Consider the following 16,671-nt stretch of genomic DNA (forward strand, 5'->3'; position numbering starts at 1 on the left):
CATCGACCAACCTTATTAACGCGTTATTTTTGACCGGAAAGCTCGGTGGTACGGCGTACCGCAGCCAGAACGCTGCTTTGCAGGCCGGCTGCGAAATCACTTTTATTCAACTCGTATAAACCATTAATGCCGACACCCGCCGGAGAGTTATTAATATCCATCAGTTGGCGCGGATGGCGTCCGGATAACTTGAGCATTTCAACTGCGCCGACCAGGTTTTCCCACACCACCTGTGTTGACTGAGTGCGGGTTAATCCGGCAAGAACACCGGCATCAGCCAGCGCTTCGACAAAGTAATAGACATAGTTGACGCCAGCGACAGCAAAACCGGTGAAGACATCAATCAGCCGCTCTTCCAGCACCATCACTTTGCCGAAACTTTCGAGGAATGGCATGACAGACGCGCTGTTGACATAAGCATTAAACGCCACGCCGCTGTAGCCCAGCCCGGTATCCGTCAGCGTATTCGGGATAATCCGTGTAATCGGGCGCGACTCGCCCAGCATGGCAGACAACTGAGCCAGCGTTACGCCAGCAATAATAGAAATGACCGACGCCTGCGGTGTTGCATGCGCTTTAATCAACTGTGCGACACCGGCAATATCATCCTGCGGACGAACCCCTATCACGATGTGATCCGCGGCGGCCAGCGCGGTGGGCAAATCTTGTGTATTGCTCAACCGATAGCGCGCTTTCAGCGTTTCAATTCGCTCAGGATCAATATCCGATAAGCTGACTTTATCCGCTGTTAATGTCCCGCGTTTTAAGGCGGCGCGCAGAATGGCTTCGGTCATTTGACCGGCACCAATAAAGTGGATATGACTCATAGTTAATCCTCGGAAGTAACAGAAACAGGGCCCAATGACCTCTCCACCAGCGATACCCAAAGACCGATGCCGGGTGCGATAAGTTGGTCATTAAAATCGTAATGCGGGTTATGTAATGCCGCGCCCGGCGTTGGGCCATCGGCCCCCAGCCACAGATAAGCGCCCGGACAGGCTTCCAGAAAATAGGCGAAATCTTCTGCTGCCATGGATGGCGATAACTGCGTATGAACCTGCGTGATACCGGGGACATGACGTGCGGCATCCGCCAGTATTTTGGCCTGTTGCGCATGGTTGACGGTTACCGGGTAACCGTATTCCCAGCGAATGCTGCCCGTGACGCCAAACGGTTGGACGAGCTGTTCGACATACTCCGCCATCAGGCTCTGGCAGTGCTTTCTGGCAGCCTGGCTCAGGCAACGCAGCGTGCCAGACACGTGCATTGTCTGCGGAACGACGTTTATCGCTTCTCCGGCCTGCAGTTGCGTCACGCTGATCACGGCGTTGTCCAATGGAGAGAGGCGGCGTGTTGTGATCGTTTGCAATGCGGTAATCAGGTGCGCACCAGCCAGCACCGGATCGGCCCCTTTTTCCGGCATCGCCGCATGGCATCCTACGCCAGTCAGCGTGATAAAAAAATTGTCCTGCGAAGCCATCATCGGGCCTGCGCTAACGGCCACTTCTCCCACCGACAGCCCCGGCCAGTTGTGCAGCGCATAAACCGCAGAAATGGGAAAGCGCGTAAAGATCCCTTCTTCCACCATCAAACGCCCGCCACCGGCATTCTCTTCCGCAGGCTGAAAAATAAAGTACACCGTACCGTTGAATGCTCTGGTCTGGCTGAGATAGCGTGCCGCTCCCAGTAGAATGGCGGTATGCCCGTCATGTCCACAGGCGTGCATCGTGCCTGCCGAGGTTGAGCACCATGCAACGGCGTTATTTTCCTGGATGGGTAAGGCATCAATATCAGCGCGCAGGGCTATTGCCGGCCCCTCACCATGGCGAAGCACACCAACCACGCCAGTACCCGCGATACCGGTATGCACTTCAAGATCATATTCGTGTAGCAGGCTGCTGATTTTCGCGGAAGTATTAAACTCTTGTAAGCCAATTTCCGGGTGCGCATGAATCTCACGTCGCCAGATAATCGCCTGTTGAATAATCTCTTCGGGAATGGCGCGCATATTTCCTCTGCATTTTCCCGGCACAATGCCGCAGCATGACGCTGTGAATAGATGACCAGAACGCATAGCGCCTTCTGGTAGCGAATTACATTATTGTGTTTTTTTTAACGAAAAAGAGCAGCTCAGGGTTTGCCAAAATAGATTCTGGCCAGCCCCTCCTTTGTTACTTCAACCGCGTGCTCAGCGCTCAAGGAAATATGTTGCTCAATTAGCACTACGCCTTTTTCTATATCCCGCTGACGTAAAGCCGCGATAATGTCGACATGTTCATCATAAGCATTATTCCTGCGCACGGGGGTTTCGAGATCGATACGCCGGAAAAAACGGCTGAGCGAATTCAGGCTATCGAGCATTTCATAGAGCCGACCGTTATGGGAAATACGCGCTATCTCCATGTGGAAACGTTCGTCGATTTCCGCGATCTTCGCCCAGTCCTGTTCGGTTTGTGCCGGGCGATGCTGGCTCACTTCTTCCCAGATAGCCGTGGTCGCGGCGATCTCTTCATCGGTTGCCCGCAGGCAGGCGAAACGAAAGGTGGATTGCTCTATCACCATTCGCACTTCATACAGCTCGCGGACACCCTCCGGCGTCAGGTCGCGGGAGTAAAAACCCCGGTTGGGTACAAAGTTCATAAAGCCATCTTTTGCCAGACGGTTCAGCGCTTCCCGTACCGGGGTGCGCGAGACGCCCAGTTGTGCCGCAAGCTCAACTTCATTCACCCGTTCGCCGGGACGAAAGTGGTAATCAATCGCCAGGCCTTTCACTTTCTCGTAGACCTTTTCCACACTGTCAGCGCTACGGGATTTCTTTTTAATAGTAACCATATTATCCCTTTAATTTACCGCACACTCAGCACGAAAATAAAAATGCTGCACAGGTTGTTTCACGTAATGTTTTTAATACCCTTCATACTTCAAGTTGCAGGTGTGTTGGCTGCGTTCGTTCACCCGAATCACTTACCTGAGTAAGCTCATCGGGACTCACTCACTTGCCGCCGTCCTGCAACTCGAATTATTTTTGGTATAGATAACACAGCGAAAAAAACAACTCAACACAAAAGTGAATACACTTCTGTTTTATTTGAAAAATACTGATTTATAAGTGTTTTATATCTTATTTATTTTGCGGGTGACTTTTTCGCACCATTTTACGGCAGCGTTGCACCAAAATGAATCAACGTGACTTCACTTTTGTATGCAGACGTTTTTATCAATCACAATAAAAAAGAAAGTGAAAGTTTTACTATGCGATTTTTATTATTTTAGATTTCCTTGTATTTATTCGGGAATTTGCATTCGTCTCACCTGAAATAAGCACGTGCTGTCGGGAACAGCCTGGCTTTCTGGCATCGTCTTTGCTTAATGCACAAGTGTATGCACTTATATATTCACTTTGGTGCGCACTTTTTTGGCATGACCAGGCAGGCTTGTGCACGTTTGCACAGGCGACACAACACCGGCCTCAGAAGTCGGTAACAGCAAACCGGAGAACCAACATGAAAAATCGTTTTGGGCAGGGTATGACGCTGTCAATACTGGCAGGTATGACGTTGTTAGGTCTGGCGCATACGGCGCAGGCCGATGTGAACATTGGGGCGATTCTGCCCTTAACCGGCACCAGCGCCAGCATTGGCGAAGATCAGCGTCGTGGTATTGAACTGGCGGTTGAACAGGTCAATGCCCAGGGCGGCGTCAACGGTCAGCCATTGCATGTGATCGTGGAAGATTCCGCTGAAAGCCCGGTAACCGGCCTGAATGCTGTGCGCAAGTTAACTCAGGTTAACCATGTGCCGTTAGTGGTGGGCAGTTTTTCCTCCAGCGTCACCATTCCGATTGGGCAATATCTGGTGAAGAACAATCTGCTGCACATCAATATTTCCGGTACCAGCACTGATATCCGCAAAATTGGTGCCACGTCCTGGAGCGTTATTGGCCTGGATTCCCTTTCTGCGAGCTTCTCGGCACAAGATGTGCGCCAGCTCGGTTACAGCAGCGTCGCCTTTATCGCACCGGATGGGGCTTACGGGCAGGGGATGGCGGAGCAGTTCACCAAAGCGTTTGAAAAAGTGGGTGGCAAAGTGGTCGCCAAAGTGCTCTATACCAGCGGTCAGCCTTCTTATCGCCGTGAGCTGGAGCAAATCTCCCGCGCCCACCCGCAAGCCTATGTCTATACCAGTTACGGCCAGGATGCCATTGTGCTCAACCGTGAAGCCTGGGAACTGGGGCTGAATAAAACGCCCTGGTATGGCATGTATTTAACCATGGCTATTGAAGGTTCTCCGGCACAGTACACCAACGGACAGGTTGGTATGGAAGTCGCGGGTATTGACCAGCAAGCGGCGAGCGGCAACGGCGCAAATTATGCCGAGCTGTACCAGAAAAAATTCCATGAGAAACCGCGCTCCGTATATGGCAGCTATGCCTGGGATAGCGTGATGCTGGCGGCGGCGGCAATTGATAAAGCACACAGTGCCGATCCGGCTGCGATGATCGCGGCAATGAAAACCGTTGCGCCTGGCTTTACGGGGATTACCGGCACATTAAATCTGGATGCCGATAACCAGCGTCAGTCCCAGCCATACCTGAAAGTGAAAGCGTTTAATGGCGTACCGGTTCCCCGGTAACGAGCCGCTTTATCTTGCCAGTTCACGCTACATCATCGGGGAAACACCATGCTGCAGTTTTTGATTGATACATTGATTCGCACGGCGGATTTGTCGCTGGTCGCGCTGGGATTAAGCCTGGTGTACGGGCTGGTACGGTTCGCCAATATCGCCCACATGCAATATGCCATGGTCGGTTCATTTATTACCGCCGCCGGGCTTCGTCTTGGCATGCCGTTGTCTATGGCAATCGTGTTTTCGGCAATAGTCTGCGGCATGCTGTCCATGATGTTGCATCACTGGGTGTACCAGCCGCTGCTAAAAAGCGGCACCGCTAACGCCATGATTGGCTCGCTGGCGGTATCGATGGTGCTGATTGCACTGGTTCTCGGGGTTGAAGGATCGGCCCCGGTGAATTATTCCCTGCCAGTGGGCGAACTCTTGCAGGTGGGGGACACACGTATCTCGACCGACGAGCTCTGGAGTCTTGGCGTCACGATTTCGTTGGTGGTGCTGTTCAGCCTGCTGCTGTTTCGCACGCCGCAAGGGCGCGCTATCCGTGCGCTGGCCAGTAACCGGGATCTGGCGGCAGCCTCCGGGTTGAATGCCAGTGCCATTATCCACAACGTCAATCTGGTGGCCGGAATGCTGGCTGCTGTGGGGGGCAGTATGCTGGCGATGAACGCCAGCGCATGGGTTAACCAGGGCAATGATCTGATGTTGCCGGTACTCGCTGCCGCCATTCTCGGCGGGCTGGGAAACCCAATGGGCGCCATTTTTGGCGCACTCCTTATCGCGGCAACCGAAACCCTCGTTACCAACATCGACTGGAGCTGGCTGTTTGGCGGCGACTTATTGTTTATCCCGGTAACCTGGGTGAATGCCTCATCGTTTGTGATTCTGCTGCTGGCGCTGTTGCTGCGTCCTTATGGCCTGTTTAACCGGGAGGTCCGCCGTGTCTGAGTTTTTACTGCATATCCTTTGCCTTGGCGGGATCTATGCCATCGTCGCGCTTGCCCTGAATTTACAGGCAGGTTACGCCGGTTTGCTGAATTTCGGTCATATCGTGTTTGTCGGAACCGGCGCTTATGCCATCGGTCTGGGAAGCAATTTGGGGTTGCCGCTGTGGCTGGTGATCCCGGCCGGGTTACTGTGTGCCATTGTTATCAGCGCGCTGATGACGTTGCTGGGCCGTCAGCTCACGGCGGATTACTGGGGCATCGCCACGCTGGCGCTGGCTGAAATCATCCGTATTGCGGTCGTCAATGAAGACCGTCTGACGGGCGGCGCGCAGGGGATTGGCGGGTTGTCCGCACCCTGGTCAACCGGCGATACCGCCGCCGATACGCGTATCTTCGCGGTCATTATCCTGCTCTGCGTCATCGTCGCTACACTCGCCAGCCTGCGGATCGGTGCCAGTCGGTTTGGTCGGGCGCTACGCCTGATGCGCGAGCAACCTCAATTGGCTATCTGCATGGGCTATGCGCTGCCTTGGTTGAAATGCCGGGCGTTAATGAGCAGCGCGGTGATGTGCTGTCTGGCTGGCATGTTACTGGCCTGGTACACCGACTATGTCAGCCCGGATTATTTGCTCTCTTCGGAAACCTTTCTTATCTGGAGCATGGTGATGATAGGCGGTATTGGCAATGTGCGCGGCGTGCTGCTGGGCGTGTTGCTGGTGGAGGGGCTGTATAACTTTATCCCCTTCGCAAAAGATTATTTCCATATCAGCTCAGACCTGACTGGCGCTCTGCGCCTGGGGTTGGTAGGTCTGGCTTTATTACTCTGTCTGCTTACCCGCCCCGGCGGCCTGTTACCGGAAAAATTAAGGACGTTATCATGAGCTGTTTGCTTGAAGTGGCTGATGTCAGCAAAGCTTTTGGCGGCAACCAGGTACTGACATCCGTATCATTCACGCTGGAGAAGGGCGAAATTCTTGGTCTGCTGGGGCCGAATGGTTCCGGTAAGAGCACGCTGCTTAACACCATTTCCGGTTTTACCCGACCGGATGGCGGCAGCATCACATTTGATGGCCACGCCATTGCTTGTCAGCCCAGTCACCGGATCATCCAGGCGGGCATTGCGCGCACTTTCCAGCTCCCTGTCATGCCGGAAAAAATGAGCGTTATGGAAGTGGTAATGACAGCGGGTACACGTCAGCACGGTTTATTCAACGGTCTGCTGGGGCTGGCTTCCGGGCGTAAAGTCGAGCAGGAAGACAGAGCCCGTGCCCGTGAATTACTCGATATCTTGTTATTAACCAAAGTGAAAGACCTGCCTGCCGCCGCACTTTCCGGCGGACAGAAAAAATTACTGGGCATTGCCTGCGCGTTGATGGGCAACCCAACGCTGCTGATGCTGGATGAGCCGATGGCGGGCGTGCACCCGAAATTACGCCAGGAACTGGTGGAAACGCTGGTCAACCTGAGCCGTCAGGGCATTTCGCTTTTAGTTATCGAGCACGACATGCACTTTATTAACACCTTGTGTCAGCGCTGCATTGTGCTGGATCGCGGGCAGATTGTCGCCAGTTGCCACCCGAGCGAACTGGCACAGAACCAGCAGGTACTGGAGGCCTACCTCGGGCACAGCACCGCAACATTGCAGGAGGCGGTATGATTACCCTCGAAAACGTGGTCGCCGGTTATACCCCGGGGATTGATATTCTGCATGGTATTTCATTGCATGTTAAACAGGCGGAAATTGTGACGCTACTGGGGCCAAATGGCTGCGGCAAATCCACCTTGCTGAAATCGATTGCCGGTTTTGTCTCCCCGCGCGAAGGGCGGGTTGAAATCAATGGCCAGGAAACGGCCAACATTCCGGTGCACCGGAAAATCCGTGAATGCGCACTCGGGTTTGTCCCGCAACTGGACAACGTCTTCAACACTCTGACCGTGGCAGAAAACCTGCAAACCGGGGGACAGTTTTTAGCGCCCGGTCAGCGTAAGCAGCGGATGGCGCAACTGGCGGAACATTACCCGGTATTACATAAAAAGTGGCAATCGCCTGCGTCCGCGCTTTCCGGCGGCGAGCGGCAGATTCTCGCGCTCGCCCGCGCACTGATGCCTGAACCGGCGGTACTGCTGCTTGATGAACCCTCGGCCGGGCTGTCACCGAAAATGCTGACGGAAGTGTTTAGCGCCATACAAACCATTCGCCGCAAGGAAAAAGTGACTATTTTGATGGTCGAGCAGAACGCCATGGAGGCACTGCACATTTCCGACCGGGCTTACGTACTGGCGCTGGGGAAAGTGGCGATGGAGGGCAGTGCGCGGATGCTGCAGGATGACCCCCGTATGCGCGAGCTCTATTTTGGTGGTCGTGCCGCCTGACAGGATCAATAAAAAGAACAGAAGGAATACACCATGCCGATTACACCGGTTATCGATCACGCGGTGATTAACGTCAATGAAGAGCTGGATCAGGCGCAATATCTGTTCCAGCGGATGGGGTTTCAGCTCAGTACGCGGGGACATCATTCGATGGGCTCCAGCAACCATCTGGCCATATTCGCCGATAACTATCTGGAGCTGTTAGGCTATGAGCCTGCCATACGGACAGACTCGCGAGGTTTATGGAACGTTGCGCCAGGCCTTGCCGGGCTGGTCTGGAAAACCCAGGATGCGCATGCGGTATGGCAGCACCTCCAGCAATGCCAACTTGATGGCGAACCGCCGACCCGCTTCTTTCGCCCGGTGATACTGCCGGATGGCAGTCAGACTGAAGCCCGGTTCTGTATCTCGCGGATCCGCGCCAGCGCCGTGGAGTACGGATTCAGTTTTTTCTGCGAACATCAGACGCCACAAGCCGTCTGGCAGCCCGCCTGGCAGGTACATCCGAATGGCGTGCAGGCGCTGTCCGCATTCGTTATCGCTTCGCCTCAACCTGAACAGACGCTGGCGCTGTATCGTCAGTTATTCAGTACGGAGGCTCGTGAGGAGGATAACGGCGGCTATGTGCTTGATTCAGGAACCTGCTGCCTGCGTATTATCACGCATCAACAGGCAAGCCTGGAGTTCGCTCTGCCACCTGTCGCTGCGCAGGCTCCGACGAAAATGGTGGCACTCTGTTTTCAGACAACCTCACTGGAGCAGCTCAGGCGCTGCCTTAGTCAGGGCGATATTCAGTGGCGCGAGCAGGACAGCCAGGTGCTGGTAATGCAGCAGCAGGCACAATGGCTGGCGATGCGTTTTGCAGAAAAAGGATAGAAGGGAGGGCTGAAAACGAAGTAAGAGCAGGGCGTGGCGTGAATATTCGCCTGCCGATTTTCTTCAGTCATCACCGATTTTCGCCCGGCTGCACGCTCTGGCAGCCGGCAGATCCCGCTACAAATTCAGAGGGCGCCATCCACTTCAGAGGACACCATCCACGATAGCACTGGTCTGCCCAACTTCTGGCCATTCGCTGTCACCGAAGCGAAGCTGAAGCGTTGTACTGGGAAAATGATAAAACCGTGGCCAGTTTTAGTTGGCCACTACAAGGCAGACTAAATCAGAGTGTAAAAATCGTTCAATGCTTTTACGGTTTGAGGCAAGCCTTGCCGAAGTAGCGCTTCAAGGTATTCATCGACTGATTTTGGCGGTTTCCTCATGCAACGGCGCTGTTCACTGACAGCAGATAACACAAGTGCCCGGTTTAAATCGAACAGGTCTATGATGAAGTCATCTGGATGCAAAACTTCAATACCGAAGCTGTTGAGCGGCTGATGAGGAAAGTCTTTCAGGTTAAACGTAACAATGATTTCGGCGTTACCGCGAACAGCAGCAGCAACCACATGCCGATCATCGGGGTCTGGAAGAATGATGCCCGGGATGAGTGATTCAAACTCTGTGATCAGCGCATCAGGAAGCGCCTTATTCATCAGTTCGCTGATTCGCAAGACATTCTCGGGCAATAGATCAGGTCTATTTGCCAATAAATTTCGTTTCCACTCATCCTCTATGACGACGGTCCATTTAGGCTGGTACAACCCTGTCAAACCTAAGCGAATTAAGAGATCCCGCAGGAGAGATGGATAAATGACACACGCATCTAACACGACAGGATAAGGTGTATGAGTCATTAGTAAAATCCAAGCTCCTGGCTATGGTCGGTCAGTTCCTGCATTGCGCTACGGCTTTCATTATCCCGCTGGCGTTTATATTCCATCAGGTTCGCGAAAAGCACGCGACGGTGGCGACCGGTTTTATGAAAAGGCAGTTTCCCCTCTTCCAACAGTTTCACCATATGGGGACGTGAGACGTTGAGAATGTTAGCCGCTTCCTGCGTGGTTAATTCTGCATGTACAGGAACAACCTGAACCGCATTTCCCATAGCCAGTTCACCTAGAATTGACATCAGCAGCTTCAGTGAAGACGTTGGCAATTCGATCTGGCGGGTGTTGTTTTCGGCGTCCTGAATCAAGATTTTTTGTGTTTCCACCTTTGTGGAGAGATAGGCAGCAAGCTCCCTTTGCCCGCGAACTGCTGCCTCAATCTCATTTGGAGCCGGAAGGCTCAGGCTATCAGGAATTGAGTGTGTCATCGTTGGTATTCCATTTTCAGTGCGTTAGTCAGCCAATTAGCGATTACGCTTTCAGCTTGAGTGATGCCAAAAGCGGTTTAAGGCAGATTATACGAAATAAACGAAAAATGCGAAATAAACGAAAAGACTCTATTGTTGTACAGTTCTGCGTAAAAGCCTCATACGGCTTATTGGCTAAACCAGTTCTCCGCACGCAGGCCCGGCATGCGCTCAGACCAAACAATAGAGCAGGAGCGTCTACCGGAGCTGGGGAAGCCCACTGCCGCTTTGGTCGCACTATAGAATGTCACATCACCGTGAATCGCAACGACACCTGTTAGAGCACCTGTGAGAATTGCGTATTTAGGGATTATTAATATGAGTGATTGATTTGAATGGCACGCCCTACAGGATTCGAACCTGTGACCTACGGCTTAGAAGGCCGTTGCTCTATCCAACTGAGCTAAGGGCGCCTTGATGACATACAGTCGCTTGGCGATGTGGGCTGGATTATACCGGGCATCACTGATGAGTCAATGAATTGGCGCGCTATTCGGGTCGGTCGGCGAATCCCTGAACAACTGTCGTATTATCCCTTGTTATTGTTGTAAATCACGTCAGCATATCGGGAGTGTTCTCGCACGTTGAGCAGTTTCGGCGATATCTGTTTGAGTTTTACCTTCATTGCTGAGTAAGTTATTAGCTACCTGCCTGCAGAGTGACGTGGGCTTTTATTTTATAGGCAACCGGTATGGGGTGTGCTGTACCGGCTGACGACAGTATCAAGGGTACATTGAGTGTATGCGTAAAAGGTTATTCGGGGTTTATGGAGTGATGCTGCTGATGGCGTTGTTTGCTTTCAGCTCCGTGAGTATGGCGGCGACAGACCCGGTATCAGATGGGCAGGGGGATGCCGTAGAAAAAGTGAATGTGGATACCGAACTGGTGAAGTTGCAAAAACAACTCGATGGTATCAAGCAACAGGTTTCCGGCGCGACTACTGACGCCAAGCTCAACGCGCTCAACGATACCACGCTGGAATTGGTGACCAGTGCGGATAAGCTCGCGGGTGTCATTGCACCGATGCGTACGCAGTTACAGGCTCAACTGGATGTGTTAGGGCCAGCGCCAGCGCCGCAGGCCGCGGTAAGTGAAACGGCGGAGGTGACGCGTAAACGCGCTTCGCTTAATCAACAAAAACAAAAGCTGGATACGCAGGCTAATCAGGTTCAGTCGATAAAAACCGGTGCTGAGAACCTGTCGACACAGATTCTGGCACTGCGTCGTAATGTGCTGAAAAGTCAGCTGGCGCTCAATTCCGGTAGCATTCTTGGCAGCCGATTTTGGTCACCCATTATCAAGCCGTTGCAGGAAGATGTGGAGCGTTTATCCGACTTGAGAGATGACCTGGGTGAAGCGTTTAGCGCCGCCTGGCAACTTGAGTGGCGTTATGGTTCGGCGTTTTTCCTGTTTCTGGCGATAGCGCTGGGTACGGTCGGCCGAAAGCTGCTGGAGAAATATCTGGCGCGCGCGGGAATTCATCTTTTGCCGGAAGGCCGCCTGAGACGTAGTTTCCTGGCTATCGCAGTGGTGTTTTCCACGGTGCTGACGATGGGGCTGGCCATTCTGTTGGTGGATTATGTGTTCACCCGTCATGGCGATGTGACCGATCGCGCTGAAGGCTTCATGGAAGGATTGGTGCGGCTGGTTGTGTTCTGCTCGATGATTTCCGGGCTCGGACGGGCCTTTCTCTCTAATAAACGTCCGTCCTGGCGATTACCGGCGCTGGCTAACCCGGTGGCGAAGGCGATGGAGCCGTTCTCGATTATTGCCACCAGTTTCATCGTTATTTTTGGTGTGATTGAACAAATTAACACGGTTAGCGGCATTTCTGTGGGGGTGACGGTTGTAGGCAATGGTCTGTCGTCACTGTTTCTGGCGTTGACCTCCGGGGCCATTGCCTTACGCAGCGATCAGATTCGGCGGCGTATGGTAGAGGCTGGCGAAACGCCAGAAGCCCGCTCTACGCTGGCGGGATTGGTTCATCTGGCTGTGTTATTAACGACGCTGGCGGTGCTGGTGTCGCTGTTGATTGGCTATATCTCGCTGGCACGCTTCCTGACGTATGAGCTGGTATGGGTTGGCATGGTGTTATCGCTGTTGTATCTGATGACGACCTTTGTGGAAGATGTGTGCGAGAGCGTGTTTTCACCCGCATTTGCCTGTGGCCGACAGATTAAGCGAACACTGAATCTGGATGATCGCCATCTGGATCAGGCGGCGACCGTTTTGTCCGCCGGTTTGAAAGTCATGCTGATTTTGATGGCGATTGTGGCATTGATGAATGGCACCTTTGGCTCCACGACACCGGTTGAACTGGTGCAGAAAGTCGTCGAAATCTGGGGTGGCAAAGGGCTGGAGTCCATCAGCATTGTACCTGCCCACCTGGTCAATGCCATTATCCTGCTGGTGATTGGTATTTATAGCCTGCGGGTGTCCCGCCGTTGGCTGGAGCATGATTTTTTCCCGAAAACGATGCTGGAAGCCGGTATCAAGGCGTCACTGGTGACCTTGTATTCCAATATTGGCTACATCCTGATTATTCTGCTGACACTGGCGACGCTTGGCATCGAGTGGAGCAAGCTGGCCTGGATTGTCAGTGCGTTATCCGTCGGTATCGGGTTCGGTTTGCAGGAAATTGTGAAGAACTTTATTTCCGGGTTGATCCTGCTGACGGAACGGCCGGTCAAAGTGGGGGATTTGGTCAACATCAGTGGCGTCGAAGGGGATATTCGGCGCATTAATGTGCGCGCGACGGAAATTCAGTTGGGAGATCGTTCCACCGTGATTGTGCCGAACTCGCAGTTTATTTCGCAGAATGTCCGCAATATTACGATGGGTAACCCACACGGTGTCGCCACGCTGGCACTCACTTTCCCGCTGGATATCGATCCGGAAATGGTCAGGAGCATTTTGCTTGATGCTTACCACGAACATGAAAAAATTCTGGACACCCCGGCACCGTCTGTCATGTTCAGCCAGTTGACGCCAAACGGTATGGTGCTCAGTGTCACCGGGTATGTCGGTAGTCCACGCATGGTATCGTCAGCCAAGAGTGACCTGTTGTTCGACATCATCAAGCGCCTGAGAGCCGAGAATATCCCGCTGGCCGTGCCGCAAAAAATGGTGCTGGAAAGCAGCGTGGATATTTCCTCGCTACAAACAGACGCGTTACCGCTACCCAGACAGTAAATCGGCGGATGGTAGGAAAAGGATAGCGGGACGGTATTGTACCTTCGTCTCTTAGGGTAAACGGTAGGCGCCTTGCCGTAATCGTAACAAACCGGCACTCGGCTTCAGTCGGGGCCAGTTTGTCAGACGGATAGGGCGGTTAACGGGTTTGGGCGTGCGCCATCGCGATGTAGATGTCACGCAGGCGGCGAGTGACAGGCCCCGGCTTGCCGTCGCCGACCTGCCGACCATCGATGCTCACCACCGGTAACACGAAAGATGTGGCTGAGGTGATAAATATTTCCCTTGCCTGCCAGGCTTCTTCCGGTGTGAATGGCCGTTCTTCTACCTTGATCTGCTGCTGTTCCGCCAGAGCGAGCAGTGACTGGCGGGTAATACCGTGCAGGATATCGTGACTCAGCGGACGAGTAACCACGGTATTGTCATCCAGCACGATGTAGCAGTTGCAGGAGGTGCCTTCGGTGACAAAGCCGTTTTCAACGAGCAGGGCGTCATCTGCCTGATGGGCGTGCGCATATTCTTTAGCCATACAGGCCGCCAGTAAACTGACCGTTTTAATATCGCGACGATGCCAGCGAATATCCGGGCAGGTCACCACCGAGAGCCCGGTTTCCGCTTTGGGGTGGGCGATAATAGGGCGAGCCTGGGTGAATAACACCAGCGTTGGTTTGACATCCGCCGATGGAAAGTAAAAATCGCGATCACCGCCATTGCCGCGGCTGAGCTGAAGGTAAATCGAGCCTTCCTGCAGGTGATTTCGTTCGATCAGCTGTTGGTGGATGGTTTTCAGGTCATCACTCGACACGGGCAACGATAGGGAAAGCTCGCGACAAGAACGCTGTAGCCGCACCAGATGTGCATCCAGGTCGACTAATCCGCTGTTAATCACCGATGTCACTTCATACACCGCATCAGCAAACAGAAAACCACGATCGAACACCGAAATGGTGGCCTGGGATTCCGGCAGATACTGACCATCAACATAAACCGTACGCTGCATGACAACACTCCTTAATGATGTCGGGCAAAACCATGTCATAACGCCGTATTTGCCGTACTGGAAACACGACGGCTTCTGGCATGTGGGAAAATTTTAGGAATCGGACGGGCAGTTCTGCCAGCGGCAGTCTGAGGCATCAGGAGCAAAGATTGTCGCGCGTCGTAACCGCGCATAAAGATACTGATTTCCCTGACCGGGTGAAAGGGTGTTGCAGCAGTCTTTCATAGGAAAAAGATATGTTGTTGGTGTCGATGGCGTTGGCGTGTCCAATACTCACCGGTGGTGAGTATCGTCCAAATGGGGTGTGTTGAACGGTTGCAGCCTGAAAAATCGCCGGATAAATCACTCCCGCGCTTGGAAAAAATAATTATCTGTCGCTATCGACAGCCTGGGTTAACTGGGATAGGGTGAATAACGGCCCGTCTCACGGGCCTGCGTCGCTCGGACGGTCCGGGCGCTTACGTTATCCTGAGGATTCTATGGCTGATTCTACTTCTCAGCGCCATTTTGCGCGCATCGATCGTCTCCCGCCTTACGTTTTTAATATTACGGCTGAATTGAAAATGGCTGCGCGTCGTCGCGGCGAGGACATTATTGATTTCAGTATGGGCAATCCAGACGGCCCGACACCACCACATATTGTCGAAAAACTCTGTACGGTGGCCCAGCGTGAAGACACCCACGGCTATTCCACATCACGGGGTATCCCGCGTTTGCGTCGGGCGATTTCCCGCTGGTATGCCGAGCGTTATCAGGTCGAGATTGATCCCGAAAGCGAAGCGATAGTCACAATCGGTTCTAAAGAAGGGCTGGCACATTTGATGCTGGCGACGCTGGATCATGGCGACACCGTACTGGTGCCGAACCCCAGTTATCCGATTCATATTTATGGTGCGGTTATTGCCGGTGCGCAGGTGCGCTCAGTGCCGTTGATCGAGGGTATCGATTTCTTCAACGAGCTGGAGCGTGCCATCCGTGAAAGTATTCCCAAACCTAAAATGATGATTTTAGGTTTTCCCTCAAACCCGACAGCGCAGTGCGTTGAGCTGGATTTCTTTGAGCGGGTTGTGGCGTTGGCCAAGCAGTATGGGGTATTGGTGGTTCACGATCTGGCGTACGCCGATATCGTTTACGATGGCTGGAAAGCGCCGTCAATCATGCAGGTTCCAGGTGCCAAAGAGATAGCGGTAGAGTTCTTTACGCTATCAAAAAGCTACAACATGGCAGGCTGGCGTATCGGTTTCATGGTGGGTAACCCAGAGCTGGTGAATGCACTGGCGCGAATCAAAAGTTATCACGACTATGGTACCTTCACCCCGTTACAGGTGGCGGCGATCGCCGCACTGGAAGGGGATCAGCAATGTGTGCGCGATATTGCTGAGCAGTATCGCCAGCGCCGTAATGTGCTGGTGCGTGGTCTGCATGAAGCCGGTTGGATGGTGGATGAGCCGAAAGCGTCAATGTATGTCTGGGCGAAAATCCCGGATGCGTACGCGCATTTAGGATCGCTGGAGTTCGCCAAGCGACTACTGGCGGAGGCGAAAGTGTGTGTCTCTCCCGGCATTGGGTTCGGTGATTACGGCGACACGCATGTGCGTTTTGCCTTGATCGAAAATCAGGACCGTATTCGACAGGCGGTGCGTGGTATCAAAGCCATGTTCCGTGCCGATGGTATATTGCCTGTCGCTAACGCGTTGTCCGGCAATAAGAAAGGGGGATAAGCCTGCCCAGGCTTGCAGAAATATTTTTCTGATGGTTTGATCACGCCGTCCTTTGTCGCCGCTTGTGGCGACAAAGGGTTAATGGTTTGCTAGGCGGATGCCCATGTCGGGCATCCCAGAGATGGAACTTAATCAATAAGACGAGTTGAGTCATGCATGTATCTTCGTTAAAAGTGGTGCTTTTCGGTGTCTGTTGTCTGAGTCTGGCGGCCTGTCAAACATCCGCGCCGGTGAAAAACACGGCGTCTCGCAGCACAACCAGCCTGTCGGTTAATGAACAAGTCAGCCAACTGGCGTCATTGGTGGCGGCCAGTAAATACCTGCGGGTGCAGTGTGAGCGCAGTGATTTGCCGGATGACAGCGTGATCCTGAAAACGGCAATGAAGGTGGCGGCGCAAAAAGGCTGGGATACGACCCGCTATCAATCGTTGCCGCCACTGAGTGAAAACCTGTATCAGGGGCTGCTAAAAGATGGTACGCCCAAAGCCACACAGTGCTCGTCGTTCAACCGCACGATGACGCCATTCCTTGACACCATGCGTACCGTCCGCTGATGAGGCAAGCAACTGCCTGATGTGCAGTT

The 16,671-nt window shown here is 53.3% G+C and carries 15 protein-coding genes and 1 tRNA gene; 9 read left to right on the forward strand and 7 right to left on the reverse strand.

Going from position 1 to position 16,671, the window contains the following annotated elements:
• Positions 1-23: 23 nt before the first annotated feature.
• From FGI04_RS04255 to FGI04_RS04265, 3 genes are all read right to left on the reverse strand, one after another.
• Positions 24-827, reverse strand: coding sequence for a pyrroline-5-carboxylate reductase family protein (locus FGI04_RS04255; RefSeq protein ID WP_168366115.1), 804 nt, complete (start codon positions 825-827; stop codon positions 24-26).
• Between the two features lie 2 nt (positions 828-829).
• A complete protein-coding gene (locus FGI04_RS04260) occupies positions 830-2,008 on the reverse strand; it encodes a M20 aminoacylase family protein (protein ID WP_407336324.1) in 1,179 nt (392 codons plus the stop codon).
• 122 nt (positions 2,009-2,130) lie between these two features.
• On the reverse strand, positions 2,131-2,832 hold the full coding sequence (locus tag FGI04_RS04265) for a GntR family transcriptional regulator (RefSeq protein ID WP_016943408.1): 702 nt from the start codon (positions 2,830-2,832) through the stop codon (positions 2,131-2,133).
• A 671-nt stretch (positions 2,833-3,503) separates the two neighbouring features.
• Between FGI04_RS04265 and FGI04_RS04270 the strand changes: the two genes are divergently transcribed.
• From FGI04_RS04270 to FGI04_RS04295, 6 genes are read left to right on the forward strand one after another with little or no spacing between them, the layout of a single operon-like run.
• Positions 3,504-4,631 (forward strand): ABC transporter substrate-binding protein, encoded by a 1,128-nt coding sequence (locus FGI04_RS04270; protein ID WP_407336325.1) that lies wholly within the window; start codon positions 3,504-3,506, stop codon positions 4,629-4,631.
• A gap of 48 nt (positions 4,632-4,679) precedes the next feature.
• Positions 4,680-5,573, forward strand: a complete 894-nt coding sequence (locus FGI04_RS04275) for a branched-chain amino acid ABC transporter permease (RefSeq protein WP_248589344.1) — start codon at positions 4,680-4,682, stop codon at positions 5,571-5,573.
• Positions 5,566-6,453, forward strand: a complete 888-nt coding sequence (locus FGI04_RS04280; RefSeq protein WP_342700317.1) for a branched-chain amino acid ABC transporter permease — start codon at positions 5,566-5,568, stop codon at positions 6,451-6,453. The genes FGI04_RS04275 and FGI04_RS04280 overlap by 8 nt, the downstream gene beginning before the upstream one ends.
• Positions 6,450-7,229, forward strand: a complete 780-nt coding sequence (locus FGI04_RS04285) for an ABC transporter ATP-binding protein (RefSeq protein ID WP_407273772.1) — start codon at positions 6,450-6,452, stop codon at positions 7,227-7,229. The genes FGI04_RS04280 and FGI04_RS04285 overlap by 4 nt, the downstream gene beginning before the upstream one ends.
• Positions 7,226-7,945 (forward strand): ABC transporter ATP-binding protein, encoded by a 720-nt coding sequence (locus FGI04_RS04290; protein ID WP_038908613.1) that lies wholly within the window; start codon positions 7,226-7,228, stop codon positions 7,943-7,945. Before FGI04_RS04285 ends, FGI04_RS04290 begins: the two co-directional genes overlap by 4 nt.
• A gap of 33 nt (positions 7,946-7,978) precedes the next feature.
• Positions 7,979-8,821 (forward strand): VOC family protein, encoded by an 843-nt coding sequence (locus tag FGI04_RS04295; RefSeq protein WP_407336327.1) that lies wholly within the window; start codon positions 7,979-7,981, stop codon positions 8,819-8,821.
• A gap of 278 nt (positions 8,822-9,099) precedes the next feature.
• Here FGI04_RS04295 and FGI04_RS04300 read toward each other — a convergent pair whose 3' ends face one another.
• From FGI04_RS04300 to FGI04_RS04310, 3 genes are all read right to left on the reverse strand, one after another.
• Positions 9,100-9,675 (reverse strand): PIN domain-containing protein, encoded by a 576-nt coding sequence (locus FGI04_RS04300; protein WP_342700321.1) that lies wholly within the window; start codon positions 9,673-9,675, stop codon positions 9,100-9,102.
• Positions 9,675-10,136 carry a helix-turn-helix domain-containing protein gene (locus tag FGI04_RS04305; RefSeq protein ID WP_038905100.1) on the reverse strand — a complete coding sequence of 154 codons (462 nt, stop codon included), beginning with the start codon at positions 10,134-10,136 and terminating at the stop codon, positions 9,675-9,677. The genes FGI04_RS04300 and FGI04_RS04305 overlap by 1 nt, the downstream gene beginning before the upstream one ends.
• 375 nt (positions 10,137-10,511) lie before the next feature.
• A tRNA-Arg gene (locus FGI04_RS04310) sits at positions 10,512-10,588 on the reverse strand.
• Positions 10,589-10,916: 328 nt separating this feature from the next.
• On the opposite strand from FGI04_RS04310, the gene FGI04_RS04315 reads away from it, so the two are divergent.
• On the forward strand, positions 10,917-13,367 hold the full coding sequence (locus FGI04_RS04315) for a DUF3772 domain-containing protein (protein ID WP_407336328.1): 2,451 nt from the start codon (positions 10,917-10,919) through the stop codon (positions 13,365-13,367).
• 139 nt (positions 13,368-13,506) lie between these two features.
• Here the strand turns inward: FGI04_RS04315 and FGI04_RS04320 are convergent, their stop codons facing one another.
• Positions 13,507-14,367, reverse strand: coding sequence for a D-amino-acid transaminase (locus tag FGI04_RS04320; RefSeq protein ID WP_407336330.1), 861 nt, complete (start codon positions 14,365-14,367; stop codon positions 13,507-13,509).
• Positions 14,368-14,846: 479 nt separating this feature from the next.
• Between FGI04_RS04320 and alaC the strand changes: the two genes are divergently transcribed.
• Positions 14,847-16,088 carry an alanine transaminase gene (gene alaC, locus FGI04_RS04325; RefSeq protein ID WP_407336332.1) on the forward strand — a complete coding sequence of 414 codons (1,242 nt, stop codon included), beginning with the start codon at positions 14,847-14,849 and terminating at the stop codon, positions 16,086-16,088.
• Positions 16,089-16,240: 152 nt separating this feature from the next.
• Complete coding sequence (outS, locus tag FGI04_RS04330) at positions 16,241-16,642, forward strand: GspS family T2SS pilot lipoprotein variant OutS (protein WP_342700341.1); 402 nt, start codon at positions 16,241-16,243, stop codon at positions 16,640-16,642.
• The last annotated feature ends 29 nt before the right edge of the window (positions 16,643-16,671 follow it).

This window comes from Dickeya ananatis (assembly GCF_019464615.1).
GTDB lineage: Bacteria > Pseudomonadota > Gammaproteobacteria > Enterobacterales > Enterobacteriaceae > Dickeya > Dickeya oryzae.